This window comes from Kitasatospora sp. CB02891 (assembly GCF_002803145.1).
In the GTDB taxonomy this organism is placed as follows: domain Bacteria; phylum Actinomycetota; class Actinomycetes; order Streptomycetales; family Streptomycetaceae; genus Kitasatospora; species Kitasatospora griseola.
Genome location: NZ_NNBO01000014.1, coordinates 160011 through 186401 on the forward strand (window position 1 = coordinate 160011; position 26391 = coordinate 186401).

A 26391-nucleotide genomic window follows, 5' to 3' on the forward strand; every position below is an offset into this window, starting at 1 on the left:
CGGCCCGCACCATGACCACCGCACCCGAGAAGACCACCGCCGCGAAGGACCGCCTGGTCCCCGGCACCCCGCTGCTCGACGTCCGCGACCTGCACGTCGAGTTCAAGACCCGCGACGGCGTCGCCAAGGCCGTCAACGGAGTGAACTACTCGGTCGCGGCCGGCGAGACCCTCGCCGTCCTCGGCGAGTCCGGCTCCGGCAAGTCCGTCACGGCCCAGACCATCATGGGCATCCTCGACATGCCGCCCGGCCGGGTCACCGCCGGCGAGATCATGTTCCGGGGCCGGGACATGCTCAAGATGTCGAACGAGGAGCGCCGGAAGATCCGCGGCCGCAAGATCGCGATGATCTTCCAGGACGCGCTGTCCTCGCTCAACCCGGTGCTCTCCGTCGGCTACCAGCTCGGCGAGATGTTCCGCGTGCACGAGGGCGCCTCCCGCAAGGAGGCCAAGGCCAAGGCCATCGAACTGATGGACCGGGTCCGCATCCCCGCCGCCGCGCAGCGCGTGAACGACTACCCGCACCAGTTCTCCGGCGGCATGCGCCAGCGCATCATGATCGCGATGGCGCTGGCCCTGGAGCCGGACCTGATCATCGCGGACGAGCCGACCACGGCGCTGGACGTCACCGTCCAGGCGCAGGTGATGGACCTGCTCGCCGAGCTCCAGGCCGAGTACCACATGGGTCTGATCCTGATCACCCACGACCTCGGCGTGGTCGCCGACGTGGCCGACAAGATCGCCGTCATGTACGCCGGCCGGATCGTCGAGACCGCCCCCGTGCACGACCTCTACGCGCGGCCCGCCCACCCCTACACCAAGGGCCTGCTCCGGTCGATCCCGCGACTGGACCAGAAGGGCGAGGAGCTCTACGCGATCAAGGGCCTGCCGCCCAACCTCTACAAGGTCCCGGCCGGCTGCGCCTTCAACCCGCGCTGCGACGTCGCCACCGACCTGTGCCGCACCGAGATCCCCGCCCTGCACCAGGTCACCGACCGGGACGGGGCCGAGCTCGCCGGCCGCAAGAGCGCCTGCCACCTCTGGAAGGAGACCCTCCATGGCTGAGCCCATCCTGGAGGTCCGCGACCTGGTCAAGCACTACCCGCTCACCCAGGGCGTCCTCTTCAAGAAGCAGGTCGGCGCGGTCAAGGCCGTCGACGGCGTCTCCTTCACCCTCAACAAGGGCGAGACGCTCGGCATCGTCGGCGAGTCCGGCTGCGGCAAGTCGACCCTCGCCAAGGTCCTGATGAACCTGGAGCGGGCGACCGCCGGCCAGGTCCTCTACAAGGGCGAGGACATCTCCCGGCTGTCCGGTGCCGCGCTCAAGGCCGTTCGGCGCAACATCCAGATGGTGTTCCAGGACCCGTACACCTCGTTGAACCCGCGGATGACGGTCGGCGACATCATCGGGGAGCCGTTCGAGATCCACCCGGAGGTGGCGCCGAAGGGCGACCGCCGCAAGGCGGTCCAGGACCTGCTGGACGTGGTGGGCCTGAACCCGGAGTACATCAACCGGTACCCGCACCAGTTCTCCGGCGGCCAGCGCCAGCGCATCGGCATCGCGCGCGGGCTGGCGCTCAAGCCCGAGGTGATCATCTGCGACGAGCCGGTCTCGGCCCTGGACGTCTCGGTGCAGGCGCAGGTGATCAACCTGCTGGAGCAGCTCCAGACGGAGTTCGAGCTCTCCTACATGTTCATCGCGCACGACCTGTCGATCGTCCGGCACATCTCCGACCGGGTCGGCGTGATGTACCTTGGCCGGATGGTCGAGATCGGCACCGACACCGAGATCTACGACCACGCCACCCACCCGTACACGCAGGCGCTGCTGTCCGCGGTGCCGGTGCCCGACCCGACCGGCCGCGAGGGCCGCGAGCGGATCATCCTCTCCGGCGACATCCCCTCCCCGGCGAACCCGCCGTCCGGCTGCCGCTTCCGCACCCGCTGCTGGAAGGCGGAGGAGCGCTGCGCGACGGAGTCGCCGCTGCTCGCCGCCCCGAAGCTGCTCACGGGCGGGGCCAAGCACGACTCGGCGTGCCACTTCGCCGAGGAGCGCCAGGCCGCATAACGCGCACCGACAGGGGCGCGGGGAACTGAGCGAAGCAGAAGGCAGCCAAGCGCTGGGTCGCGACGAGGGCAATGACTTGCACTTGCTCGCGACCTGGCTGACGGGCGCCCTCCGCTTCGCGCAGTTCCCCGCGCCCCTGTTTTCGCGCCCGCCTGCGTTTCGAGCCCGCCTGCGTTTCGTGCCCGCCCTCCCCGGTTGCGCGCCCTTGGGCCGTCCGGAGTCATCTCGGTCGCGTCGCCGCTACGCGGCACTTCTCATGGGGTGTGATGCGTCATACGCCCTTGAGGAGGAGGCTCCATGCCCGCAGGCACCCGTGTGCGCTGGGCTGTCGTCAGTGCGACCTCTGTGGCCCTGATGGCCACGGGTTGTGGTGGTGGCAGCAGTTCGAGCGGCGGTCCGTCGGACGCCAGCAGGACGTTCACGTACCAGAGCAGTGAGCCGCAGAATCCGTTGCAGCCGGCCAATGCCAACGAGACCGGCGGCGGGCGGATCGTGCAGAACCTGTTCAAGGGGCTGGCGGACTACGACCCGTCCAACGGCAAGCTGCGGATGCAGGTCGCGGACACGATCGACACCAGTGACGCGCAGACGTACAACGTGACGATGAAGTCGGGCTGGACGTTCCACGACGGGACGCCGGTGACGGCGAAGAGCTTCGTGGACGCCTGGAACTGGGCGGCGAGCACCAAGAACAACCAGATCAACAGTTCGTGGTTCGGGGACATCCAGGGCTACACGGACGTCCACCCGCAGAGCGGCAGTCCGACCTCGGACACCATGTCGGGGCTGACCGTGCAGGACGACACGCACTTCACGATCAAGCTGACCAACAAGGTCTCGTACTTCCCGTACAAGCTGGGGTACGTGGCGTTCTCGCCGCTGCCGGAGGGGTTCTACAAGGACCCGGCGGGCTACGGGCAGAAGCCGGTGGGCAACGGGCCGTACGAGTTCGTCAGTTGGGACCACAACTCGCAGGTGGTCACCAAGACGTTCGCCAACTACCAGGGTGTGGACAAGCCGAAGAACGGCGGCGTGGTGTTCAAGATGTACACCACCGCGGAGGCGGCCTACGCGGACCTGCAGTCGAACAACCTGGACGTGATGGACCAGGTGCCGCCGTCGGCGCTGGCGAACTACAAGAACGACCTGGGCGACCGGGCGATCGACGCCCCGCAGGGCGCGATCCAGAACGTCGGCTTCACGCTGTACCAGCCGGAGTGGCAGGGGGCGGACAAGGCCAAGGTCCGGCAGGGTCTGTCGATGGCGATCGACCGGAACACCATCACCAAGACGGTGCTGCAGGGCTCGCGGGCGTCGGCGTCGGCGTGGGTGGCCGAGGGCGTGGAGGGCTACAAGGCGGGGACGTGCGGGGACTTCTGCACGTACAACCCGGACAAGGCCAAGCAGTTGATCCAGGAGGGCGGCGGCGTCCCCGGGAACTCGCTGAAGATCACCTACAACGCGGACGGCGGCCACAAGGAGTGGGTGGACGCGGTCTGCAACTCGATCCGGCAGGCGACCGGGGTGAACTGCTCCGGTGACCCGAAGACCGACTTCAAGACCGCCCGGGCGGCGATCACCGGGCACCAGATCAACGGCATGTTCCGGACCGGCTGGGTGCAGGACTACCCGCTGAACGCGAACTTCCTGGCGGACGTGTACCGCACCGGTGCGGCCTCCAACGACACCGGCTACTCCAGCCCGGAGTTCGACAAGCTCGCCACCGAGGCCGACCAGGCCGCCTCGATCCAGGACACCGCGACCGGCTACCAGCAGGCCGAGGCCCAGCTGGCGACGGACATGCCGGCCATCCCGCTCTGGTACTACCGGACGAACTCCGGTTACTCCACCAAGGTGCAGAACGTGACGTTCGACTCCTTCGGCAATCCGGCCTGGACCCAGGTCGAGGTCAAGGGCTGATCCCGTTCGACGCCGGCCCCGCCCTCCCCGCACGGAGGGCGGGGCCACGTCAGTCACCTTTTTGGAGGGAGGGCTCCCATGGGCCATTACGTCCTGCGGCGCGTGCTCCAGATGATCCCGGTGTTCTTCGGGGCCACGCTGCTGATCTTCCTGATGGTGTACAGCCTGCCGGGCGACCCGATCGCCGCGATGTTCGGCGACAAGGCCGCCGACCCGGCGACCGTGGCACACCTGAAGCACCAGTACTACCTCGATCAGCCGCTGTGGAAGCAGTACCTGCACTACATGAACAACATCTTCCACCTGGACTTCGGCACCAGTTTCACCGGCCGTCCGGTCTCCGAGATCATGAAGGACGCCTTCCCGGTCACCATCCGGCTCGCCCTGGTCGCGTTCTTCTTCGAGATCGTGATCGGCCTGCCGCTGGGCCTGATCGCCGGCCTGAAGCGGGGCAGCATCGCGGACACCCTGGTGCTGCTGGTGACCCTGGTCGTGATCTCGATCCCGGTGTTCGTGCTCGGCTACATCGCGCAGACGGTGTTCGCGATCAACCTGGGCTGGGTGACGGCGACGGTCCAGGACTCCCGGGACATCAGCCAGTTGATCCTGCCCGGCCTGGTGCTGGCGTCCCTGTCGCTGGCGTACGTGGCCCGGCTGACCCGGACGTCGATCGGCGAGAACCTGCGCGCCGACTACATGCGCACCGCGGTGGCCAAGGGCCTGCCGCGGCGGACCGTCGTCGGGCGGCACCTGCTGCGCAACTCGCTGATCCCGGTGGTGACGTTCCTGGGCACCGACCTGGGCGCGCTGATGGGCGGCGCGATCGTCACCGAGGGCATCTTCAACATCGCCGGCATCGGCAACGTCCTCTACAAGGCGATCAACCAGAAGGAAGGCCCGACGGTGGTCGGCATCGTCACCGTGCTGGTGATCGTGTACCTGGTCGCCAGCCTGGTCGTCGACCTGCTGTACGCCGTCCTCGACCCGAGGATCCGTTATGCCTGACCGGAACGAGCCCATCCCGGACGACCACGATCCGCTGCGGAACATCAACCCGACCGACAGCGACCACCTGGACTACGTCGGACAACAGGGGTTGGCGGTGGAGCAGGAGACGCTGATCGAGCCGGACCCGGTCAAACGGGAGCAGGCGCGCAGCCTGTGGGGCGACGCCTGGCGGGACCTGCGGCGGCGGCCGATCTTCCTCGTCTCGACGGTGCTGATCGTGCTGCTGATCCTGATCGCGATCTTCCCGGGGCTGTTCACCAGCACCGACCCGCGGGCCTCCGACCTGATCAACAACTACCTGCGCCGGCCGGACTGGACCGACTTCTTCGGGGGCGCCTGGTTCGGCTACGACGGGCAGGGCCGGTCGATCTACGCCCGGGTGATCTACGGGGCGCGGGCCTCGATCACCGTCGGCATCTGCGTCACCCTGGCGGTGACCCTGCTGGGCGGGCTGGCCGGGATGACCGCCGGGTTCTTCGGCGGCTGGTCGGACGCGGTGATCTCCCGGATCACCGACATCTTCTTCGGCATCCCGCTGCTGCTGGGCGCCCTGGTGCTGCTGAACGCGTTCTCCGTCCGCACCGTGTGGTCCGTGGTGATCGCGCTGGCCTTCCTCGGCTGGACCCAGCTGGCCCGCGTGATGCGCGGCTCGGTGATCACCGTCAAGCAGGCCGACTACGTGGTGGCGGGGCGGGCGCTGGGCGCCGGGACCTCGCGGCTGATGTTCCGGCACATCCTGCCGAACGCGCTCGCCCCGGTGATCGTGGTCGCCACCATCGCGCTGGGCGGCTACATCACGGCGGAGGCCACGCTGAGCTTCCTCGGCATCGGCCTGCAGGACCCGACCATCTCCTGGGGCGTGGACATCTCCTCCGCGCAGAAGGTGATCCGGCAGGCGCCGTTCGTCCTGTTCTTCCCGGCCGCGGCGCTCTCCATCACCGTGCTGGCCTTCATCATGATGGGCGACGCGGTGCGCGACGCCCTCGATCCGAAGCTGCGCTGAGCGAGGGGAGCAGGCAGATGAGCACCGTCGCCGACCAGGGCCGACCGGCCCGCGAGGAGCCGTACACCGGGCCGCTGCTGGACGTGCGGAACCTGCACGTGGAGTTCCGGACCAGGGACGGCGTGGTCCGGGCCGTCAACGGCGTGAACTACAGCGTCAGCGCGGGCGAGACGCTCGCGGTGCTGGGCGAGTCGGGCTCCGGGAAGTCCGTCACCGCGCAGGCCGTCATGGGCATCCTCGACATGCCGCCGGCCGCGATTCCCGAGGGGGAGCTGCTGTTCCGCGGCCGGGACATGCTGAAGATGTCCAAGGAGGAGCGGCGGAAGATCCGCGGGCAGAAGATCGCGATGATCTTCCAGGACGCGCTGTCCTCGCTGAACCCGGTCCTGCCGGTGGGCTTCCAGCTCGGCGAGATGTACCGGGCGCACCGCGGCACCAACCGCAAGGACGCCAAGGCCAAGGCAATCGAACTGATGGAGCGGGTCCGCATCCCCGCGGCCAAGGAACGGGTGGGGGACTACCCGCACCAGTTCTCCGGCGGCATGCGGCAGCGCATCATGATCGCGATGGCGCTGGCCCTGGAGCCGGACCTGATCATCGCGGACGAGCCGACCACGGCGCTGGACGTCACCGTCCAGGCGCAGGTGATGGACCTGTTGGCGGAGCTCCAGGCCGAGTACCACATGGGTCTGATCCTGATCACCCACGACCTCGGCGTGGTCGCCGACGTCGCCGACAAGATCGCCGTCATGTACGCGGGCCGGATCGTCGAGACCGCCCCCGTGCACGAGCTCTACGCCCGCCCCGCCCACCCCTACACCCGCGGGCTGCTGGACTCCATCCCGCGCCTCGACCAGAAGGGCCAGGAGCTCTACGCGATCAAGGGCCTGCCGCCCAACCTGCTGCGGATCCCGGCCGGCTGCGCGTTCAACCCGCGCTGTCCGCGGGCGCAGGAGATCTGCCGGCAGAAGGTGCCGCCGTTGGCGGAGGTGACCGAGGACGACGGGACGCCGCTGGCGGGCCGGGGCAGTGCGTGCTTCTTCTGGAAGGAGACCCTCCATGACGGTTAACGGCGCCACGCCGCTCGGAGCGACCACGCCCGAGGAGGCCGTGTTCGCGCAGGAGGTGCAGCGCGGCGAGCCCATCCTGGAGGTGCGCGACCTGCGCAAGCACTTCCCGCTGACCAAGGGCATCCTGTTCAAGAAGCAGATCGGCGCGGTCAAGGCCGTCGACGGGGTGTCCTTCGACCTGATGCAGGGGGAGACGCTCGGCATCGTCGGTGAGTCCGGCTGCGGCAAGTCGACGCTGGCCAAGGTGCTGATGAACCTGGAGCCGGCGACGACCGGGTCGGTGAAGTACAAGGGCGAGGAGATCTCGCGCCTGTCGGGCGCCGGGCTCAAGGCCGTTCGGCGCAACATCCAGATGGTGTTCCAGGACCCGTACACCTCGTTGAACCCGCGGATGACGGTCGGCGACATCATCGGGGAGCCGTTCGAGATCCACCCGGAGGTGGCGCCGAAGGGCGACCGCCGCAAGGCGGTCCAGGACCTGCTGGACGTGGTGGGCCTGAACCCGGAGTACATCAACCGGTACCCGCACCAGTTCTCCGGCGGCCAGCGCCAGCGGATCGGCATCGCGCGCGGGCTGGCGCTCAAGCCCGAGATCATCATCTGCGACGAGCCGGTCTCCGCGCTGGACGTGTCCGTGCAGGCGCAGGTGATCAACCTGCTGGAGAGCCTCCAGGGCGAGTTCAACCTGTCGTACATGTTCATCGCGCACGACCTGTCGATCGTCCGGCACATCTCCGACCGGGTCGGCGTGATGTACCTGGGCCGGATGGTCGAGATCGGCACCGACCTGGAGATCTACGACCACGCCACCCACCCGTACACCCAGGCGCTGCTGTCCGCGGTGCCGGTGCCCGACCCGAGCGCGCGGGAGTCCCGGGACCGGATCGTGCTGACCGGAGACGTGCCCTCCCCGGCGAACCCGCCGTCCGGCTGCCGGTTCCGCACCCGCTGCTGGAAGGCGCAGGAGAAGTGCGAGCGGGAGGACCCGGCGCTGACGGTCCGGGAGTGGCTGGAGGGCCGGGCCCGGCACGACTCGGCCTGCCACTTCGCCGGCGAACGCGAGAACGTCTGACCGGACGCGAAGAGGGCCCCCACCGAGCGGTGGGGGCCCTCTTCGGGCGTGACGCGGGATCAGGCCCCGGCGCGCGGCTCGGGAACGGCCGTGGTCGAGCCGTCCTCCGGGAAGTGACAGGCGGTCAGGTGGCCGGCGGCGTTGCCGGACAGCTGGACCAGCGGCGGCTCCTCCACCGAGCACTTCTCCTGCGCCTTCCAGCACCGGGTGCGGAACCGGCAGCCCGACGGCGGGTTGAGCGGCGACGGGACGTCACCGGTCAGCCGGATCCGCTCGCGGTCGTCGTCCGGGTCGGCCTCCGGCACGGCGGACAGCAGCGCGTGGGTGTACGGGTGGCGGGGCGTCTCGTACAGCGACTTGCGGTCGGCGATCTCGACGATCTTGCCGAGGTACATCACCGCGACGCGCTGCGAGAAGTGGCGCACCACCGACAGGTCGTGGGCGATGAACAGGAAGGCGATGCCCAGCTCGCGCTGCAGCTCCTGGAGCAGGTTGACCACCTGCGCCTGGATGGAGACGTCCAGCGCGGAGACCGGCTCGTCCGCGACGATCAGCTTCGGGTTCAGCGAGAGCGCGCGGGCCACGCCGATGCGCTGGCGCTGGCCGCCGGAGAACTCGTGCGGGAAGCGGTTGTAGTGCTCCGGGTTGAGACCGACGGTCTCCAGCAGCTCCTGCACCCGGCGCTGGACGCCGCCCTTCGGGTTGATCCCGTTGATCTCCATCGGCGCGCCGATGATCGCGCCGACGGTGTGCCGCGGGTTCAGCGAGGAGTACGGGTCCTGGAAGATCATCTGGATCTCGGACCGGATCGGCGCGAGCTCCTTGCGGGAGGCGTGCGTGATGTCCTGGCCGTTGTAGCGGATCTCGCCGCCGGTCGGCTCCAGCAGGCGCGTCACCAGCCGGCCCAGGGTCGACTTGCCGCAGCCGGACTCGCCGACCAGGCCGACCGACTCGCTGCCGAAGACCTCCAGGCTCACGCCGTCGACCGCGTGCACCGCGCCGACCTGGCGCTTGAACAGGAAGCCGTCGAGGACCGGGAAGTGCTTCTCCACGTCCTTGATCGACAGCAGCGGGGTGCCGGAGCCGGCAGCGGCCCCGGACGGCTTCTGGAGGGTCAGTTCGTTGCTCATGATGTCCCTCTCAGCCGAGCCGCGGCTTGATCTGGTCGATGAAGATGTCCTGCCGCTGCGCCGCGCTCAGGTGGCAGGCGGCGGCGGGCCCGGTGGCCGGGTTGAGCGGCGGACGCTCCGAGGTGCAGCCGCCGCCGATCACCTGCTCGGTGAAGTCGCAGCGCGGGTTGAACGGGCAGCCGGTCGGCAGGTTGATCAGGCTCGGCGGGGTGCCGCGGACCGGCCGCAGCGGCACGTCCACGTCGCCGGTCAGGCTCGGCATCGAGGACAGCAGGCCCCAGGTGTACGGGTGCTGAGGGGTCTTCAGCACCTCGCGGACGGTGCCGCGCTCCACGGCCCGGCCCGCGTACATCACCATGATGTTCTGCGCGGTGCGCGCCACCACGCCCAGGTCGTGGGTGATCAGGATGATCGCGGTGCCCATCTCCTGCTGGAGGTCCTTCAGCAGGTCGAGGATCTGGGCCTGGACGGTGACGTCCAGCGCGGTGGTCGGCTCGTCGGCGATCACCAGCTTGGGGTCGCAGACCAGCGACATGGCGATCATGGCGCGCTGGCGCATGCCGCCGGAGAACTGGTGCGGGTAGTCGTCGACCCGGGTGGTGGGCTGCGGGATGCCGACCCGGGTCAGCATCTCGATGGACCGGTCCCGGGCCTCCTTCTTGGAGGCGCCGGTGTGCTTCCGGAAGGTCTCGCCGATCTGCTTGCCGATGGTGTGGTACGGCGAGAGCGCGGTCAGCGGGTCCTGGAAGATCATCGACATGGTCTTGCCGCGGAGCTTCTCCAGCTCGCGGTTGGACGCGCCGACCAGCTCCTGGCCGTCCAGCTTGATCGAGCCGGTGATCTCGGTCCGGTCCGGGTTGTGCAGGCCCAGGACGGCCAGGTTGGTCACCGACTTGCCGGAGCCGGACTCACCGACGATGCCGAGCGTGGTGCCCGGGGACACGTCGAAGGAGAGGTTGTCCACGGCCCGGACCACGCCGTCCTCGGTGCTGAAACGGACCGAGAGGTCGCGGACTGAGAGGAACGGCTTGTCGCCGCCGCTGCCGGCGGACGAGGCCTCCTCGGGCTTGGCCTGGGTGGTCATGGACTGGGCTCCTCGGTGCGGTACGTGAGGTCGGGACTGCTGGGTCGGCCTGGGGTGCGGCCGGTCAGGCCAGGCGGATGCGCGGGTCGATCAGGGCGTAGGCGGCGTCGACGATGATGTTGAAGAACACGATCAGCGTGGCGGCCACCACGGTGACGCCGACCAGCAGCGAGAGGTCGGAGTCGTTGAAGGAGTGGATCGCCAGCTCACCCAGACCGTGCAGGCTGAAGGTGGTCTCGGTGATGATCGCGCCGCCGAGCAGGACGCCGAGGTCGATGCCGAAGACGGTGACGATGGTGCCCATCGCGCCGCGCCAGGCGTAGCGCATGAAGACCGAGGTGCCGGACATGCCCTTGGCGCGTGCCGTCCGCACGAAGTCCTCGGACAGCTGCTCGACCATCGAGGAGCGGGTCATACGGGTGTAGTTGGCGGTCCAGATCAGCGACAGGACGATCCACGGGACCAGCAGGCCGGTGAACCAGCCGACCGGGTCCTCGGTGAACGGCACGTAGGTGGGCTGGGCCAGCAGGTCGGTGCTGTAGACCAGGGCGACCAGGGCGAGCGGACCGGCCACGTAGATCTGCATCGAGGAGACGATCAGCGAGGCGGAGCTGGCGATCTTGTCGACGGCCTTGCCCTGCTTGTGGGCGGCCAGCATGCCGGTGCCGATGCCGAAGATCAGGAAGATCACGGCGGAGCCGACGGTCAGCGACAGAGTGGTCGGGAAGCGGTCCAGCAGGATGGAGCCGACCAGTTCCTTCTTGTCGAAGGAGTAGCCGAAGCACGGGGCGGAGCAGGTCACGTTGTTGTAGGTGCCACCGCTGAAGATGGCGCTCAGCCAGTCCCAGTACTGGAGCGGCCAGGACTTGTCGAAGCCCATGTCGTGCCGGATCAGGGCGAGGTTCTCGGGCGTGCAGATCTTGCCGCAGTAGAGCCGCGCCGGGTCCGCCGGGATCGCGAAGAACAGCGCATAGGTGATCATCGACACGATCACCAGGATGACGAGAGCGCCGAGAGATCGGCGGACGAGGAATCGGAGCATCGGACGGGCTCTCCTGATCGGGGAGGGGCACCGGCAGATCGTGCCGGTGCCCCACCGTGAGCTACTGCTCGGTGATGACTACTACTTGACGTAGATGTTGAGCGGCGACTGCAGGCCGGCCAGGGTGTCGAACTTGACGCCGCCGAGGCCCGAGCCGTACAGGCTCAGCGAGCGCTGGTACACGTCCGGGATCGAGTACGCCTTGTCCTGCAGCTTCTTGTCGATCGCGGCCCACGCCTTGCCCTGGGCGGCCGGGTCGGCGATCTTGACCGCCGCGTCCATGGCGGCGTTGATCTCCGGGTCGTTCACGTGGGCGTAGTTCTGACCACCGTCGGCGATCATGCGGCCGTCCCAGACCGGCTGCAGCGAGGTGTAACCGGTCGGCCAGTCGGCGCCCCAGCCGCCCCAGTACAGGTCGAACTCGTTGTTGACCAGCTGGATCGCGTCGTAGTAGGTCTTCGAGTCCAGCGGCTTCGGCACGAACTTGAAGCCGGCGGCCTCCAGGTTGGTGCGGATGGCCTCGGTGACCTTCTGCTGCAGCGGGGTGTTGTTGAAGGCGTAGACGATGGGCTGGCCCACGGCGTTGGCCTCGGTCAGCAGCTTCTTGGCGGCCTCGGTGTCACCCTGCGGCTTCTTCAGCACGTCGAACGGGTCGTAGGACTCGTAGCCGAGCACGGTCGGGCTCATGTACGAGGTCGCGTAGTCACCGTAGGAGGTGCCACCCTGCAGCTGGCGGGTCTGCTGGTGCGGGAACGCCTTGACCAGCGCCTCGCGGACCTTCTGGTCCTTGATGCGGGTGTTGTTGATGTAGTAGTAGTCCACGTACGGGGTCAGACCCTCGAGCGTACGGGGCTTCAGCTTCTCGTCGGCCTTGACCTTGTCGATGTAGGTCGGGTGGACCTGGTTGTGGAACGAGAAAGCGGTCTTGTCGTCACCGTTGTCCGCGATGAAGCGCTCGGTGGACTGCTGGGCCTGGACACCGAAGGTCATGTGCCACTTGTCCGGGTACGCGTTCCGGATCGGGTCGGTGGCAGCGTCCCAGTTCGGGTTCCGCTCGAGGTCCAGCGAGCGGTCGTTGACGTGCTCGGTGATCTGGTACGGGCCCGAGGAGAACGGCTTCTTGTCGTACTCCTCCTTGGTGTCGTGGGCCTTCGGCACGATGCCGTAACCGGTCATCGCCAGGGTGAAGTTGGCGTCGGTGTGGACGTCCTTGAACTGGATGACGACGGTCTTGTCGTCCGGGGTGGTGATCGCGTCGAGGCCCTTGCCGTCGTACGGACCGGCGTAGGCACCGCGGTAGTCGTCGCCCGAGATCCACTGCTGGATGTAGGTCGGGCCACCCTTGATGAACGAGGCGTAGGTGCGCTCGATCGAGTACTTGACGTCGGCCGAGGTGATCGCGGCGCCGTCCTGCCACTTCACGCCGTCCTTCAGCGTGAACTTCCAGGTCTTGCCGCCGTCGGTGGTGGTGCCGGTGTCGGTGGCCAGGTCGCCGACCAGCTTCTGCGAGCCGTCCGCGGCGGTCTTGTAACCGGTCAGCTGACGGGTGAACAGCAGCGAGGCCTCGGCGTTGTAGTTCATGTAGACCATGGCCGGGTCCAGGTGCGAGAAGTCGTCGCGGTCGATCATGTTGACCGTGCCGCCCTTCTTCGCGCCGGGCTCCGGGACGGCCGGGCCCTTCGAGTCGTCGGCGGTGCCGACCGAGATCGAGGTGGCGGCGATGGGGGCCTTCGAGGCACCCGGCTTCGCGCTCTCGTTGGAGTGGCCGCTGGAGCACGCCGTGGTGACGGTCAGGGCCCCGGCCACCATGATGGCGGCGGCGAGCCGCGAATTGCGAGAACTCATCTTCATCCTGCCTGGGGTAGGTGTAGTGACTATGTGCAGTGGGGTGCCCGGGGCCTGGCTTTCCCATCCCCCCGGAGTCTTGAGGGCCTGCTAGCGGTTGGCCTTCGGGTCGAAGGCGTCCCGGACGGAGTCGCCGAGCAGGTTGAAGGCGAGAACGAAGATCACCATGGCGATGCCCGGGAAGAGCAGGTAGGTGACGTCGGTCCGCAGGTAGTCCGCCGCGCCGGCGATCATGCGGCCCCAGTCGGGGACCGGCTCGCTGACGCCCACCCCGAGGTAGGACAGGCCGGCTTCGGCGGTGACGAACGCCGGGAGCGCGAGGGTGGCCTGAACCAGGATCGGGGTCCACAGGTTGGGCAGGATCTCCTTGAAGATGATCCGCATCGGTGAGGCGCCGGTGACCTTGGCGGCCTCGATGAACTCACGTTCGCGCAGGGCCAGGGCGGTGCCGCGCAGGATGCGGGCCAGGCCCATCCAGCCGAGCAGCGAGAGCACGATGGTCACCGCGACGAACGGCAGCCACGTGGGGACCTTCTGACCCGACGGCACCAGCAGGCTGGTGACCACCGGCATGGTGGCGATCAGGAAGATCTGCGACGGGAACGACATGAGCACGTCGATCACGCGGCCGATGAAGAAGTCGGCCTTTCCGCCCAGGTAGCCGGCCGCGATGCCGAGCGCGACACCGATCACGGTGGTCAGCAGCGAGGTGGCGAAGGCGATGATCAGCGAGGTGCGGATGCCGTAGACCAGCTGCATCATCACGTCACGGCCGAGGCCCGGCTCCAGGCCGAACCAGAAGTCGCCGCTCATGCCGCCGTTGGGGGCCACCGGAAGACCGGAGTCGGTCAGCAGCGTCGGGTCGTTCTGGCCGTAGTGGGTCTCGGCGTCGTTGCCGTAGAGCATCGAGATGACCGGTGCGAGGACCGCCACCAGGACGAAGAACAGCACCACGCAGGCGCTCACCACGCCGGTGCGGTCGCGCAGGAAGCGGCGCCACATCAGCTTCCCGGGGGAGAGGCCGCGGAAGCCGGGATCGGCGGGCGCGTCGGCCGAGGCGTTGTCCGGAAGGTCCGACGTGGACCCGGGGGTGTCCCCGTCCGTCGTGGCCCCAGTAGGCGTCGTCATGGTGCGAAAGCTCCCGACCGTGGTCCGTGCAGAAGCAAGGAGTAAGAACTTGGATGAATGGACTCTTGCAAGTCGTTTATCGAACGTCAAGAGTTCCTCAGTTGTCGAGGGCCCATTTCCTCCTTCGTGCTGGAATATCAACCACTTCGTAGTTCCTGAACTCTTGACAGCCGTTGAGCGATACGGTCAAAACCGGACAAAGGTGATCAAGGCTCGTTCACCTGTCCGTAACGATGCACTGTCAGGTCCGCTATCTGGACGGCCAGTTCGACGGCCGATTGAACGACGCGCGTAGACCTCGTGTCCGTTTTGGCGTCATTGAGAGGAATTGAGATCGGCAATTGAGTGTCCGATAATCGGACACCTGCGTTTTCGGGCATGCCGGGGCGAATTCGTGGGTAGGGGTCACCCAATTCGGGCGGCAGGCGTACCGCCGGCCGCCTGGCAATTTCCCGCCAATGGCGGGACTTCGCCGCCCGGGTGTTACTTCAGCAGCCCGATGTTCTCGTAGACGAGGTCGCCGAGCCCCGGTGCGCCGAGGTTGGCGATGTTCTTGCGGACGCCGTAAATGGCCGGGCGCTGGTACAGCGGGACCAGTCCGGCCACCTCCCACGCCGCCGCGTCGGCCCGGTTGAGTGCGGCCGTCTCGTCGTCCACGGTGTCGGCCTTGGCAGCATCCGCCATGGCCTTGTCAAGTGATTTGCTGCCGACCTGGGACCAGTTGGAGCCGGAGTCCTGCTGGAAGGTGCTGATCGAGTTGGAGACCGGGAACGGGGTGCCCATCAATGCGAACGCGGTGAGGTCGAAGTCGTGCTTGTACACGAAGCCGTCGAAGAACTCGCCGGCCGGCACGGTCTGCACCGTGACCTTCACCCCGATCTGCCCCAGCATCCGGGTGACCAGCGCGCTCTCGTTGGCGGCCAGGTTGTTGCCGGCCGGCGCCACGAACCGCAGCGCCAGCTCCGTGCCGTCCTTGGTGCGGACGCCCGAGGGCCCGAGCTTCCAGCCCAGCGAGTCGAGGGACGCCTTCGCGGCGTCGGGGTCGAACCGGCTCAGGCCGTTCGAGTTGTCCTGGTAGCCGTGCTGGGACGGCACCAGGAAGTGGTTGTTCATCGGTATGTACGGCCAGTCCAGGCCGGCCAGGTCGGTCCGGGTGATCTCCGCCCGGTCGAGCGCCTGGATCAGCGCCTGACGGACCTTCGGATCGCCGAGCGCCGGGCTGCGCCCGTTCAGCACCAGCTGCCGCAGGTTCGGCCCGCCGGCCCGGCGGGCCTCGCCGTCCGGGGTGGACTCGATGATCCGGTAGCCCTCGGTGTTGGGGCCGTTGTTGTAGAAGTCGACCTCGCCGGCGGCGAACGCCTGCGGCATCTTCCCGGTGTCGTACGCCTTGAAGACGATCCGGTCCAGCAGCGGCTTGTCGCCCCACCAGTCCGGGTCGGCGACCACCGTGACGGTGCGCGCCGCCGGGTCCATCTTCTCCACCTTGAACGGCCCGCCGGTGACCGGGAAGCCCCCCTTGAAGGAGGTGTTGAACAGCTCCGGCGTGGCGATGTACTTCGCCGGCAGCAGCGGGGCGTTGCCGGCGTTGTTGAACATCGCCTGCCACTCCGAGTACGGCTCCCGGAAGGTCATCACGGCCTGGTGGTCGTCCTGGCCGCGGACCACGCTCTCCACCTGGTCGAAGCCGTTGCTGGAGGCGGTCCTGAACGCCGGGTCCTGGCCGTTCAGCGCCTGCCAGTCGGCCTGCAGGTCGCGCCAGGTGATCGGGGCGCCGTCGGACCAGTGGGCCTTCGGGTTGAGCGTCCACACCACGGTCTGCTTGCCCTGCCGCACCTCGCTCTTCACCGAGGTCAGGTAGGCCGGGTTGGGGGTCTGCATGCCGCCCGCGTCGGAGCGCCAGAAGGTCGGCAGCAGCGCCTTGACCACGTCGACGGTGGACGCCTCGGAACCGTCCGCCTGGATCGGGTTCCACTGGCTCGAGTACTGGTCGATCGCCCAGTTCAGGGTGCCGCCCTGGCGCAGTGCCGTGCGCGGCTTCGGGTTCAGCGCCTGCTGGGTCATCCGCGGGGCCTCGCCGCCCGCCACCGCCGTGGAACGGCCGCCCGGGGAGCCGCCGGCGGCGCAGGAGCACAGCGCGAAGGACAGCGCTGCCGCCGACGCGATCAGGGCGAGCGGGCGGCGACTTCTCGGGGTGGGGCGTCTCGGCACGCGGCACATCTTGCGTACCGGCGAGACATGTTGTCGACCAGTCGCCGATCAAGTCTTGATAACGCGCCGTGGTCACCCCGTGGCACCGCCCGGTTCGTCCCGTTCTGCGACGCCACTGGCGAGGATCCGCCAGCACGCCGGAGGCCGGGGCTCCGACGGCGGAGCCCCGGCCTCCGGGGGACGGTGACGGCGGATCAGGCGGGGAACTTGTACACCCGGTCCCGGCCCGTCTTGGTGACGGTCTGGCCGATCGCGTCCGCCACGTCCTGCACGGTGATCAGCGAGGACTGGCCGTTCTTGGTGGTCTTCACCTTGTCGAAGGTGGTGCCGACGGAGGTGCGCAGCGCGTCCAGGTCCCACTTCAGGACGATCTGGCCGGACGCGTCCGGGGCCAGCACCAGCGCCCTCGTCGCGGTCTTGCCGCCGAAGTTGAACTGCTTGGCGCCCGCGCTGATGGTGATGTTGCCGGCCAGCACCTGCTTGCCGAGGCCGTCCGCGGCCGCCTGCAGGGCGTCCTGGCCGACCTTCGGCTGGGCGTCGGCCAGCGGCAGCGCCAGCTCGGCGTCCGGCTTGCCGGCCGCCCGGTCCCGGTAGGCCTGCTCGACCTTGTCGGCGGCCGACGCGGAGTCCAGCCCCTGCCCGGCCTTGCCCGGGACCACCTCGGCGGTGGTCTCGGTGAACCGGACGTAGCCCTCCTGCAGGCCCTGCCCGGACTTCGCGGCCAGGTCGTCCAGCGCGGCCTTCAGCTTCGCCTTGTCCACCCGGACCTGCGGCTCGACGGCCTTGCCGCCGCCGGTCAGCGAGGAGAGCACCTCGACCGGGTTGTAGCTGTGCTTGGTCAGCGCGTCCACGGTGGCCGTGGTGTCGAAGCTCAGACCGGCACTGGCCGGGTCCAGGGTCACCGACTGGTCGCCGATCTTCAGCCGCACCGGCTGCTGCCCGGCCTTGCCGACCGAACCGTCCAGCGCCGTCACCGCCTGGTCGCGGGAGTCGCCGCCGATGTCGGTGCCCAGCACCGTGGTGCCCTTGGGAATGTCGGACTGATTCATCATCAGGCCCGCGCCGTACGCCGCCGCGCCCAGGAACAGCACGCCGCCGACGCCCGTCACCAGCAGCTTCTTGACCTTGCCGCCGCCCTTGGCCGACTTCGAGGAGGGCTCGTCGTCGTAGTCCTCCTCCACCGGCGGCGGGTCCTTCGGGACCTCGCGCTTGGGCGTCGCCGCCCGCGGGCCGCCGGGGAACGGCTGCGCCTCGGGCAGGTCGGCGAACCGGCCGCCGCCGTTGCCGCCCGCCGGACGGGGCCGGTCGGCGGCGGCGGCGAAGGGGTCGGCCGCGGCCGGACCGGACGCGGACTTCGGGGCGTTCAGGAACAGCTGGGTGGTCGGCGGGTCAGCGGCTATCGCACCGCCCGGGGCCGGCTCCTCGCCGGTGACCGGGTCGAAGCCGCCGATCTGGGTGTCCTCCGGCTCCGGCTCCGGGGCGTCGCCCCGGCCGGCCGGGGGCTCGGCGGCGAACGGGGCCTGACCGGGGGTCGGCTGCTGCTGGTGGTGCTGCTGGTACTGCTGCTGCTCCGCCGCGTAGGGGTCCTGGCCGGGGGCCGGCTGCTGCGGCTGGGCCGCGAACGGGTCCTGGCCCGGGTTGGGCTGCTGGGGCTGGGCCGCGTAGGGGTCCTGGCCCGGGTTGGGCTGCTGCGGTTGGGCTGCGTAGGGGTCCTGGGCGGCCATCGCCTGCTGCTGGCCCGGGTTGGGCTGCTGGGGCTGGGCCGCGTAGGGGTCCTGGGCGGCCATCGCCTGCTGCTGGTACTGCTCGTGCTGCTGCAGCTCCGCCGCGAACGGGTCCTGACCCGCCGTCGGCTGCTGCTGCGCGGGCAGCGAGGCCTGCTGCGGGTGCTGCTCGGCGGCGTACGGCGAGGCCGGGGCGAACGGCGAGGCCGCCGCACCGGACGGGAGCGGCGCGGCCTGCGGGCCGCCGGCGGGGCCACCGGCCGCCGGGGCGGCGGGGGTGGCGGCGGACCGGGCGGCCGGCGCGGGGGTCGCGGCGGGCTCCTGGCGGCCCTTCTGGCGGGGCTTGAACCACTCGCCGGTGGAGTCCGACTCGGAGGCCTTCGGCGCGGCCGGCTCCTGCCACTCCGGCGGCAGGTTCGGCGGGGCGCCGTTGGAGCGGCCCGCGCCGGCGTCCATCACGCCGAGCACCGGGTCGCCGCCCCCGCCGCGGTGGCGCGGGCCGGCCGGCTCCGCCGGCTTCTCGTCCTTGACCTTGCTCTGCACCACGACCGGCGGGATCGGCCGGGAACCGGGGATGTTGATCCGCACCCGGGTGGTCAGCGTGGTCTCCGTCTTCGGCACCTCGGCCTCGTCGGCGCGCGGGCCGGGAGCGGTCCGTGCGGCGGCCGGGTCCGGAAGCCCACCGGGCAGACCGGTGCCGTACGGCGGAGTGCCCGACGGGTACGCGTCGGGGCCGCCGCGGCGGGGCTGCGGGTGGGCGTTGTCAGATTCGCGGCTGCTCAATGCTGCTCTGCTCCGGGTTCGCGGCCGGGCCGGCTGGGCCGTCCGCTGCGTATGGGGCGGGTCGGGCCGCCGTACGGCGGCGTGCGGCGTGCGGCGGGCCGAACGGCCGGACATCAGCTGTTCACATGTCGGCTGCGGCAACACCCCGTCACGCGCGTGGTGCCGAAGGTACCGCCCTGCCCCGGTGGGCCGGACGGTGGGGGTGGCCCGCCGAGGCACCACCATACCGACTGCGGTTCCACCTCGTCCGACGACCGGTGGATCCCAATGGCCCGAATCCCCCCGGTATGGGCTACCGGTCGCCGTCCTTGACGGCCCGTCGGGGCTCCGGCGCCGGTACGCCGAACAGGAATCCGGTGCCGGTCGGCAGGGTCGCGCAGACCACGCCGAGCACCGAGCCGCCGAACAGGTAGGCGTACGCGGTCGCGGTCGCGGAGAGCACCAGGTCACCCTCCGGGCGGGGCGCCAGCAGCACCGCCAGCACCAGGAACCAGCCGGCCAGCGGCGCGCCCGCGCCCAGCTTGGTGCCGGTCGCCCGCAGCCCGCCGTAGAACAGTCCGAGGCAGGCCAGCAGGGCGAGCAGCACGCCGACCGGCGCCCACAGGGCCTGCACGAAAGCTCCGCACACCGAGACGGCCGCGCCCAGCAGGAACAGCACCGCGTAGGCGGTGATCCGGGCGCTGCGCGGGGGCATCGGCTCGGCCAGTCGGTCCTCGCGGCTGCCGAGCACGGGGTGGAGGAGCTTCACCGGGCCACCCCGGCGAACAGGTCGCTCTCCGGGCCGCCCGGGCCGAGCGCGCCGCGGACCAGCTCGTAGTACTCGGTGGCCAGCAGCGGCTGGCCGAGGTCGTTGCTGAGCGCGAAGTGGTGCCCGTCCACCACGATCTGGGTGGCGTGCGCCCGCATCGCGGCGGCCTTCGCCCCGGCGTGCGCCGCGTTGTCGAGCGTCGTGGTGATGATCTCGTCGTCCACCACGCCGGGAATCTGGTCGACCGGCGCGACGCCCTTGAACGGGGCCTCGGCGGCGGTCCGGCGCAGCCCGGCCTCGACCACCGAGCGCGGCACCCGGTTGTAGTAGACCTTGGCGATCCGCCAGGGCTCGCCCAGCTCCGGGCGGAACGCCGGGTCGGCGGCCAGCTCGTAGCCGCGCAGCGCCACCCGGTGGGTCTGGATGTGGTCGGGGTGGCCGTAGCCGCCGTTCTCGTCGTACGTCACCAGCACCTGCGGGCGGACCTCGCGGATCACCGCGACCAGGTGGCCGGCCGCCTCGTCCACGTCGGCCTGCCAGAAGCAGGACGGGTCGTCGTTGTCCCGGACGCCCATCATCCCGGAGTCCCGGTAGCGGCCCGCGCCGCCCAGGAAGCGGTGGTCGGTGACTCCCAACTCGCGCATGGCCGACGTCAGTTCGCCGATCCGGTGGGCGCCCAGGGTGTTGTCCCGGTCCTGCGCCAGGTGGGCCAGCTCGGGCGGGATCACCTCACCGCCCTCGCCCAGGGTGCAGGTCACCAGGGTGACCCGGACGCCCTCGGCGGCGTACCGCGCCATGGTGGAGCCGTTGTTGATCGACTCGTCGTCGGGGTGGGCGTGCACCAGCAGCAGTCCGCGCGCGTCGGCCGGAGGTACGGAGGTCATGTCCGGCAGCTTACGGCCTGCCCGGGGAGGACTTCCCGGACAGGCCGTGGCGGCGCGCTGGCGGCGGTCAGAGCCGCAGGCTGTTGATCATCCCGGCCAGGTTGGCCGTCACTTCTTGGATCGACGGTGCGATCGAGCTGGAGGCCAGGTAGAAGCCGAGCAGTGCGCACACCAGCGCATGGCCCAGTTTCAGGCCCGAACGTCGGACCAGGAGCCAGACCACGAACAGCATCAGGACGGCGGCGGAGACGGACAAAGCCATGACGGCTCACACCCTTCCTCGGGTGCGCCGCCCCGGGGGGACGGGGCAGCGGGCGGAACGATGGTCAACTGATACCCGATCGGTGACCGTCGAGTGACGTTCCGTGACCCCTCCCGGGGTGTCGCGGCGGGCCCGTCCGGGCACAGCGCCGCCGGTCAGGGGCGGTCCGAACGGCCGCAGCCCGCCGCGGCGGCGGGCTGCGCCGTCCGAGTGATCCACGCCGCGGGCAGGGCTTAGGGTCTGCGCCATGACCACCGAGAAGCCGCACGACACCTTCCCCCGGCAGTACGCGCGCACCAACCGGTTCACCACCGGCGCGCCCCGGTCGTTCACCGTCACCCCGGACGGCGCCCGGGTGCTGTTCCTGCGCTCCCGGGGCGTCGAGGCGCCCGCCAACCTGCTGTGGAGCCTGGACGTCGCGAGCGGCGCCGAGACCGTGCTCGCCGACCCCGCGGCGCTGCTCGGCGGCGGCGCCGAGGAGCTGTCCGACGCCGAGCGGGCCCGCCGCGAACGCAGCCGGGAGACCTCCGCCGGAATCGTCGGCTACGCGCTGGACGCCGCCGGGCGCACCGCTGTCTTCGCGCTCTCCGGGCGGCTGTTCGCGGTCGCGGTGGAGACCGGCGAGGCCCGCGAACTGCCCGCCGCCACGCCGCTGTTGGACCCGCGGCCGAGCCCCGACGGCGAGCACGTCGCGTACGCCACGCCGAGCGGCGAGCTGCGGGTGACCGCCCTCGACGGCAGCGGCGACCGGCTGCTCGCCGGGCCCGACGGGGAGGGCGTCGCCTGGGGGCAGGCCGAGTTCATCGCCCAGGAGGAGATGGGCCGCGACCGCGGCCACTGGTGGGCCCCCGACGGCGGCGCGCTGCTCGCCGCCCGGGTCGACGACACGCCGGTGCGCCGCTGGTGGATCGCCGACCCCGCCAACCCCGACCGCCCGCCGGTCGAGATCGCCTACCCGGCCGCCGGCACCCCCAACGCCGAGGTCGGACTGTGGCTGCTCGGCCTGGACGGCGCCCGCACCGAGGTCCGCTGGGACCACGCCGCCCACCCCTACCTGGCCCGCGTCCACTGGTCGGCCGGCGGTTCGCCGCTGATCCAGGTGCAGGCCCGTGACCAGCGCGAACAGCTGGTGCTGGAGGTCGACCCGAGCACCGGGGCGACCACCGTGCTGCTCACCGAGCAGGACGAGGACTGGCTGGAGCTGTTCGCCGGCGTCCCGGTGCGGCGCGCCGACGGGCAGCTGGTGCGGATCGCCGACCACGACGGCGCCCGGGTCCTGGTGGTCGGCGAACAGGCCGTCACCGACGCCGAGTTGCACGTCCGCTCGGTGCTCGGCCTGGACGGCGAGCAGGTGCTGTTCTCGGCCTCCTGCGGTGCCGCCGAGTTCGAGCGTCGCCCGGCCGGCTGGCTCGGCGTCTTCACCCACGGGCCGGAGGGCGTGCGGGAGCTCGGCGACGGCGCGCTCGGCGCCGTGCGCGGCGGCGGCACCACCGTGCTCACCACCGCCGACCCGCGACGGCCCGGAACCACCGTCACCGTGCTGCGGGCTGGCGCCGAGCCGCTGGTGATCGCCTCCTTCGCCGACACCCCGCTGCTGGCCGCCCGTCCGGTGTTCCGGTTCGCCGGCGAGCGCCGGATCCCCTGCGCGGTGCTGCTGCCCACCGGCTACGACCCGGACGTGGACGGGGAGTTGCCGGTGCTGATGGACCCGTACGGCGGCCCGCACGGGCAGCGCGTGGTGCAGGCGCACAACCCGCACCTGACCTCGCAGTGGTTCGCCGACCAGGGCTTCGCGGTGATCGTCGCCGACGGGCGCGGCACCCCCGGGCACAGCCCCGCCTGGGAGAAGTCCATCAACCGGCGCACCGCCGAGATCACCGTCGCCGACCAGGTCGACGCGCTGCACGCGCTCGCCGAGGAGTTCCCGCTCGACCTCGGCCGGGTCGCCATCCGCGGCTGGTCCTACGGCGGCTACCTGGCCGCCGCCGCCGTGCTCCGCGAGCCCGACGTGTTCCACGCCGCGGTGGCCGGCGCGCCCGTCACCGAGCACGACCTGTACGACACCCACTACACCGAGCGCTACTACGGCGACCCGGCGGTGGAACCCGAGGCGTACGAGGCCAACTCGGTGGTGGCGCTCGCGCCTTCGCTGCGCCGGCCGCTGATGATCGTGCACGGCCTCGCCGACGACAACGTGGTGGTCGCGCACAGCCTGCGGCTGTCCACCGCGCTGCTCGCCGCCGGCCGCCCGCACACCGTGCTGCCGCTGTCCGGGGTCACCCACATGACGCCGCAGGAGGACGTCGCCGAGAACCTGCTGCTGCTCCAGGTGCAGTTCCTGAAGGACGCGCTGGGCATCGCGTAACGGGCGCACCCGTGACATCCGTCATGCGGACGTCACGACGGTGCGCACTGCCGCCGCCACCCCCGTTCCGAGGAGTCTTGAGGAGTCGCAGCGAAACGGCTCCGAAGGGACTGAGAGACAGATGGGTACGGGAACGGGGGAGGTCGCGGCCTTCCGGAACGTCAGCAAGAGCTACGGCCGGGTGAAGGCGGTGAACGGACTCGACCTGGTCCTGCGACCGGGCGAGACGGTCGCGCTGCTCGGCCCGAACGGCGCGGGCAAGTCCAGCAGCCTCGACCTGCTGCTCGGCCTGCGCGAACCCGACAGCGGCACCGTCGAACTGTTCGGCGGCACCCCCCGCCAGGCGATCACCGCCGGCCGGGTCGGCGCGATGCTGCAGAGCGGAGGCCTGATGAGCGACGTCAAGGTCCGCGAAGTGGTCGCCCTCGCCTGCAAGGTGCACCCCAAGGGGCACGCGCCCGACGAGGTGCTGCGGACCGCCGGGATCACCGAGATCGCCGACCGCCGGGTCGACAAGCTCTCCGGCGGCCAGGAACAGCGCGTCCGGTTCGCCCTCGCGGTGGCCGGCGCCAACGACCTGATCGTGCTGGACGAGCCCACCACCGGCATGGACGTCTCGGTCCGCCGGCAGTTCTGGGCCGCGATGCGCGCCCAGGCCGACGCCGGCCGCACCGTGCTGTTCGCCACCCACTACCTGGAGGAGGCGGACTCCATCGCCGACCGCGTCCTCGTCCTGCACAAGGGCCGGCTGATCGCCGACGGCTCCTCCGCCGAGATCAAGGCCAAGGCCGGCGCCCGCCGGATCGGCTTCGAGCTGCACCCCTCCGACGGCGGCGCCCTCGACGAGGCCCTGCTGCGCGCCCTGCCCGGCACCGTCGGACTGGACGTCAGCACCCGCGCCGACGGCGTGCACACCGTCCGGATCCGCTCCACCGACGCCGACGCGGGCGTCGCCGCGCTCTACAAGGCCGGCCTGTACCCGCGCGGGCTGGAGGTCACCACCCTCGGCCTGGAGCAGGCCTTCCTGACCATCACCGGCGAGCGGGACAAGGACGACGAGGAAGCAGAGGCGAGCGCGCGATGACCACCCTGATCAAGCTGGAGATCCTGCGCACCCTGCGCAACAAGCGGTACCTGATGTTCACCGTCCTCTACCCGGCCCTGCTGTACGTGTTCTTCATCAGCGCCTACGGCAGCGGCGGCACCGTGGCCGGCGGCGTCTCCGTCAAGTCCTACTTCATGGTCTCGATGGCCACCTTCGGCGCGGTCGGCGCCGTCCTCACCGGCTCCGCGCAGCGGATCTCGCTGGAGCGCAAGAGCGGCTGGACCCGGCAACTGCGGCTCACCGCCCTGCCCGGCCGGGCCTACACCCTCGGCAAGATCGCCTCCTGCGCCGTCACCACCCTGCCCGCCATCGCCGTGGTCTTCGTGATCGGCGCGATCGAGGGCGTCGACCTCACCGCCGTCCAGTGGCTCGGCCTGGCCGCTGCCCTGTGGCTCGGCAGCTTCGTGTTCGCCGCGCTCGGCGTCGCCCTCGGCTACGCCGCCCAGCCGGACGCCGTCCAGCCCGTCGTGATGATCGTCTACATGCTGATGGCGCTGTTCGGCGGCACCTGGTTCCCGGTCGGCGACTCGCTGAAGACCTACGCCCGGTTCAACCCCGTCTACGACTACAACCAGCTGGCCTCGTTCATCCACGGCCAGAGCGTCGCAGGCTCCGCGATCGCCGCCCTGGCCGGCTTCCTGGCGCTGTTCACCGCCGCCGCGGCCTACCTGTACCGCAAGGACGCGCAGCAGGCATGATGGCCCGCATGCAGAGCACCGGCCCGGCCCGCCGCCCCGACCAGAACGGGGAGGACGGGCCGGACGGCCGTTGGACCACGTACCCGGGCGCGCCCGTCGACACCCGCCGGCAGCTGCTCGTCAAGCTGATGTGGACGTCCGTCTGGGCGTTCTACCTGCTGTACCCCGTCCAGGACCTGGCGACCGGTCAGCACACCACGGCCGGCACCGTCGCCGGAGCGGCCCTGCTGGTGGTCTTCCTGGCCGCCTACATGTCGCTGGTGGTGATCCGCAACACCCGCCGGATCGGCAGCTCCAGGCAGTACCTGCCGTTCGCCCTGATCCTCGGCATCGCCGTCGGCACCTCGATCGGCCTCGGCGAGGCCTGGCTGACCCTGTTCACCTACACCTCGGTCTGCGCCGCCCTCGTCCTGCCCGGCCGCAAGGCCCTCGTCGGCGTCGGCACCGTCACCGCCGTCTTCGCGCTGATCGGTTTCGCCACCGGCGCCGAACACACCACCCTGGTCGCCGTCGGACTGCCCTGCCTGCTGGCCGGCTTCGCCATGTACGGCATGCAGCGCCTGGTCGCCACCATGCGCGAACTGCGCGAAGCCCGGACGGCCGTCGCCCACCTCGCCGCCTCCGAGGAACGGCTGCGCCTCGCCCGCGACCTGCACGACCTGCTCGGCCACTCGCTCTCGCTGATCGCCATCAAGAGCGAACTCGCCGGCCGCTTCATGGACGCCGGGAAAGCCGCCGAGGCCCGCGCCCAGGTCGCCGACATCGAACAGGTCGCCCGGCAGTCGCTCACCGACGTCCGCGAGGCCGTCAGCGGCTTCCGCCGCCCCACCCTGCCGGTCGAACTCGCCGCCGCCCGCACCGCGTTGAGCGCCAGTCAGATCGAACTCGACGCCGACCCCCGACTCGCCGACGAACGCCCCGACCTCGGCACCGAGGAGACCGGCGCCCTCGCCTGGGCCCTGCGCGAAGCCGTCACCAACGTCGTCCGGCACGGCGTCGGCGCCACCCGCTGCACCGTCCACCTCGACGAGACCTGGGAGGACGACGGCCGCTACGCCGTCCTGGAGATCGTCGACAACGGTCCCGGCCCCGGCAAGGCCCTCCCCGGCAACGGCCTCTCGGGCCTGCGCGAACGCCTCGAACAGGTCGGCGGCCGCCTCGACACCGGCCCCGCCAACCGCGGCAAGGGCTTCCGCCTGCGCGCCCTCGTCCCCCTGCGACCCGGCCCCAGCGGGGAATAGGCTG

Annotated in this window: 21 protein-coding genes; 11 read left to right on the top strand and 10 right to left on the bottom strand. The window is 70.4% G+C overall.

Translation table 11 applies throughout. The annotated features are described in order from the left end of the window. The first annotated feature begins 11 nt into the window (after window positions 1–11). From CG736_RS27490 to CG736_RS27520, 7 genes are all read left to right on the top strand, one after another. Window positions 12–1064, top strand: a complete 1053-nt coding sequence (locus CG736_RS27490) for an ABC transporter ATP-binding protein (RefSeq protein ID WP_043915885.1) — start codon at window positions 12–14, stop codon at window positions 1062–1064. Further along, entirely contained in the window at window positions 1057–2067 is a 1011-nt protein-coding gene (locus CG736_RS27495; protein ID WP_100588855.1) for an ABC transporter ATP-binding protein, read from the top strand. The genes CG736_RS27490 and CG736_RS27495 overlap by 8 nt, the downstream gene beginning before the upstream one ends. Window positions 2068–2364: 297 nt before the next feature. After that, complete coding sequence (locus CG736_RS27500; protein WP_100588856.1) at window positions 2365–3987, top strand: ABC transporter substrate-binding protein; 1623 nt, start codon at window positions 2365–2367, stop codon at window positions 3985–3987. 78 nt (window positions 3988–4065) lie between these two features. Continuing rightward, window positions 4066–4992 (top strand): ABC transporter permease, encoded by a 927-nt coding sequence (locus CG736_RS27505; RefSeq protein WP_100588857.1) that lies wholly within the window; start codon window positions 4066–4068, stop codon window positions 4990–4992. Next, complete coding sequence (locus CG736_RS27510; RefSeq protein ID WP_100588858.1) at window positions 4985–5998, top strand: ABC transporter permease; 1014 nt, start codon at window positions 4985–4987, stop codon at window positions 5996–5998. Before CG736_RS27505 ends, CG736_RS27510 begins: the two co-directional genes overlap by 8 nt. A 17-nt stretch (window positions 5999–6015) precedes the next feature. Further along, a complete protein-coding gene (locus CG736_RS27515) occupies window positions 6016–7068 on the top strand; it encodes an ABC transporter ATP-binding protein (protein ID WP_100588859.1) in 1053 nt (350 codons plus the stop codon). Continuing rightward, a complete protein-coding gene (locus CG736_RS27520) occupies window positions 7058–8140 on the top strand; it encodes an ABC transporter ATP-binding protein (RefSeq protein ID WP_100588860.1) in 1083 nt (360 codons plus the stop codon). Before CG736_RS27515 ends, CG736_RS27520 begins: the two co-directional genes overlap by 11 nt. Window positions 8141–8199: 59 nt before the next feature. On the opposite strand, the gene CG736_RS27525 is transcribed toward CG736_RS27520, so the two are convergent. From CG736_RS27525 to CG736_RS27570, 10 genes are all read right to left on the bottom strand, one after another. Continuing rightward, on the bottom strand, window positions 8200–9270 hold the full coding sequence (locus CG736_RS27525; protein WP_100588861.1) for an ABC transporter ATP-binding protein: 1071 nt from the start codon (window positions 9268–9270) through the stop codon (window positions 8200–8202). Window positions 9271–9280: 10 nt separating this feature from the next. Then, window positions 9281–10354 carry an ABC transporter ATP-binding protein gene (locus CG736_RS27530; RefSeq protein ID WP_100588862.1) on the bottom strand — a complete coding sequence of 358 codons (1074 nt, stop codon included), beginning with the start codon at window positions 10352–10354 and terminating at the stop codon, window positions 9281–9283. Window positions 10355–10418: 64 nt separating this feature from the next. Next, window positions 10419–11396 carry an ABC transporter permease gene (locus CG736_RS27535; protein WP_100588863.1) on the bottom strand — a complete coding sequence of 326 codons (978 nt, stop codon included), beginning with the start codon at window positions 11394–11396 and terminating at the stop codon, window positions 10419–10421. Window positions 11397–11477: 81 nt separating this feature from the next. Beyond that, window positions 11478–13241: an ABC transporter substrate-binding protein gene (locus CG736_RS27540; RefSeq protein WP_232734212.1), complete on the bottom strand. Its 1764-nt coding sequence runs from the start codon at window positions 13239–13241 to the stop codon at window positions 11478–11480. Window positions 13242–13331: 90 nt separating this feature from the next. Then, on the bottom strand, window positions 13332–14369 hold the full coding sequence (locus CG736_RS27545; RefSeq protein WP_083462645.1) for an ABC transporter permease: 1038 nt from the start codon (window positions 14367–14369) through the stop codon (window positions 13332–13334). Window positions 14370–14852: 483 nt separating this feature from the next. Further along, on the bottom strand, window positions 14853–16577 hold the full coding sequence (locus CG736_RS27550) for an ABC transporter family substrate-binding protein (protein WP_157815756.1): 1725 nt from the start codon (window positions 16575–16577) through the stop codon (window positions 14853–14855). Window positions 16578–16771: 194 nt separating this feature from the next. After that, entirely contained in the window at window positions 16772–19084 is a 2313-nt protein-coding gene (locus CG736_RS27555; protein WP_100588866.1) for a peptidoglycan binding domain-containing protein, read from the bottom strand. A gap of 292 nt (window positions 19085–19376) precedes the next feature. Beyond that, entirely contained in the window at window positions 19377–19832 is a 456-nt protein-coding gene (locus tag CG736_RS27560) for a DUF6113 family protein (RefSeq protein ID WP_198520632.1), read from the bottom strand. Continuing rightward, window positions 19829–20716, bottom strand: a complete 888-nt coding sequence (mshB, locus tag CG736_RS27565; protein ID WP_100588867.1) for an N-acetyl-1-D-myo-inositol-2-amino-2-deoxy-alpha-D-glucopyranoside deacetylase — start codon at window positions 20714–20716, stop codon at window positions 19829–19831. Before mshB ends, CG736_RS27560 begins: the two co-directional genes overlap by 4 nt. Window positions 20717–20783: 67 nt before the next feature. Beyond that, complete coding sequence (locus tag CG736_RS27570; protein WP_043915898.1) at window positions 20784–20978, bottom strand: hypothetical protein; 195 nt, start codon at window positions 20976–20978, stop codon at window positions 20784–20786. Window positions 20979–21225: 247 nt separating this feature from the next. Between CG736_RS27570 and CG736_RS27575 the strand changes: the two genes are divergently transcribed. From CG736_RS27575 to CG736_RS27590, 4 genes are all read left to right on the top strand, one after another. Further along, the gene (locus CG736_RS27575) at window positions 21226–23343 is read left to right on the top strand and encodes a S9 family peptidase (RefSeq protein ID WP_100588868.1); all 2118 of its coding nucleotides are present in this window, start codon (window positions 21226–21228) and stop codon (window positions 23341–23343) included. Window positions 23344–23464: 121 nt separating this feature from the next. Beyond that, complete coding sequence (locus CG736_RS27580) at window positions 23465–24427, top strand: ABC transporter ATP-binding protein (protein WP_100588869.1); 963 nt, start codon at window positions 23465–23467, stop codon at window positions 24425–24427. Next, a complete protein-coding gene (locus tag CG736_RS27585) occupies window positions 24424–25146 on the top strand; it encodes an ABC transporter permease (protein ID WP_043915901.1) in 723 nt (240 codons plus the stop codon). Before CG736_RS27580 ends, CG736_RS27585 begins: the two co-directional genes overlap by 4 nt. Before the next feature lie 8 nt (window positions 25147–25154). Continuing rightward, a complete protein-coding gene (locus CG736_RS27590; protein ID WP_100588913.1) occupies window positions 25155–26387 on the top strand; it encodes a sensor histidine kinase in 1233 nt (410 codons plus the stop codon). The last annotated feature ends 4 nt before the right edge of the window (window positions 26388–26391 follow it).

Coding starts and splice junctions, on each gene's coding strand:
- mshB (WP_100588867.1), bottom strand. CDS start 20,716: ATGACCTCCGTACCTCCGGCCGACGCGCGCGGACTGCTGCTGGTGCAC.
- CG736_RS27540 (WP_232734212.1), bottom strand. CDS start 13,241: ATGAGTTCTCGCAATTCGCGGCTCGCCGCCGCCATCATGGTGGCCGGG.
- CG736_RS27545 (WP_083462645.1), bottom strand. CDS start 14,369: ATGACGACGCCTACTGGGGCCACGACGGACGGGGACACCCCCGGGTCC.
- CG736_RS27500 (WP_100588856.1), top strand. CDS start 2,365: ATGCCCGCAGGCACCCGTGTGCGCTGGGCTGTCGTCAGTGCGACCTCT.
- CG736_RS27515 (WP_100588859.1), top strand. CDS start 6,016: ATGAGCACCGTCGCCGACCAGGGCCGACCGGCCCGCGAGGAGCCGTAC.
- CG736_RS27570 (WP_043915898.1), bottom strand. CDS start 20,978: ATGGCTTTGTCCGTCTCCGCCGCCGTCCTGATGCTGTTCGTGGTCTGG.
- CG736_RS27525 (WP_100588861.1), bottom strand. CDS start 9,270: ATGAGCAACGAACTGACCCTCCAGAAGCCGTCCGGGGCCGCTGCCGGC.
- CG736_RS27490 (WP_043915885.1), top strand. CDS start 12: ATGACCACCGCACCCGAGAAGACCACCGCCGCGAAGGACCGCCTGGTC.
- CG736_RS27530 (WP_100588862.1), bottom strand. CDS start 10,354: ATGACCACCCAGGCCAAGCCCGAGGAGGCCTCGTCCGCCGGCAGCGGC.
- CG736_RS27535 (WP_100588863.1), bottom strand. CDS start 11,396: ATGCTCCGATTCCTCGTCCGCCGATCTCTCGGCGCTCTCGTCATCCTG.
- CG736_RS27580 (WP_100588869.1), top strand. CDS start 23,465: ATGGGTACGGGAACGGGGGAGGTCGCGGCCTTCCGGAACGTCAGCAAG.
- CG736_RS27520 (WP_100588860.1), top strand. CDS start 7,058: ATGACGGTTAACGGCGCCACGCCGCTCGGAGCGACCACGCCCGAGGAG.
- CG736_RS27510 (WP_100588858.1), top strand. CDS start 4,985: ATGCCTGACCGGAACGAGCCCATCCCGGACGACCACGATCCGCTGCGG.
- CG736_RS27505 (WP_100588857.1), top strand. CDS start 4,066: ATGGGCCATTACGTCCTGCGGCGCGTGCTCCAGATGATCCCGGTGTTC.
- CG736_RS27495 (WP_100588855.1), top strand. CDS start 1,057: ATGGCTGAGCCCATCCTGGAGGTCCGCGACCTGGTCAAGCACTACCCG.
- CG736_RS27575 (WP_100588868.1), top strand. CDS start 21,226: ATGACCACCGAGAAGCCGCACGACACCTTCCCCCGGCAGTACGCGCGC.
- CG736_RS27590 (WP_100588913.1), top strand. CDS start 25,155: ATGCAGAGCACCGGCCCGGCCCGCCGCCCCGACCAGAACGGGGAGGAC.
- CG736_RS27585 (WP_043915901.1), top strand. CDS start 24,424: ATGACCACCCTGATCAAGCTGGAGATCCTGCGCACCCTGCGCAACAAG.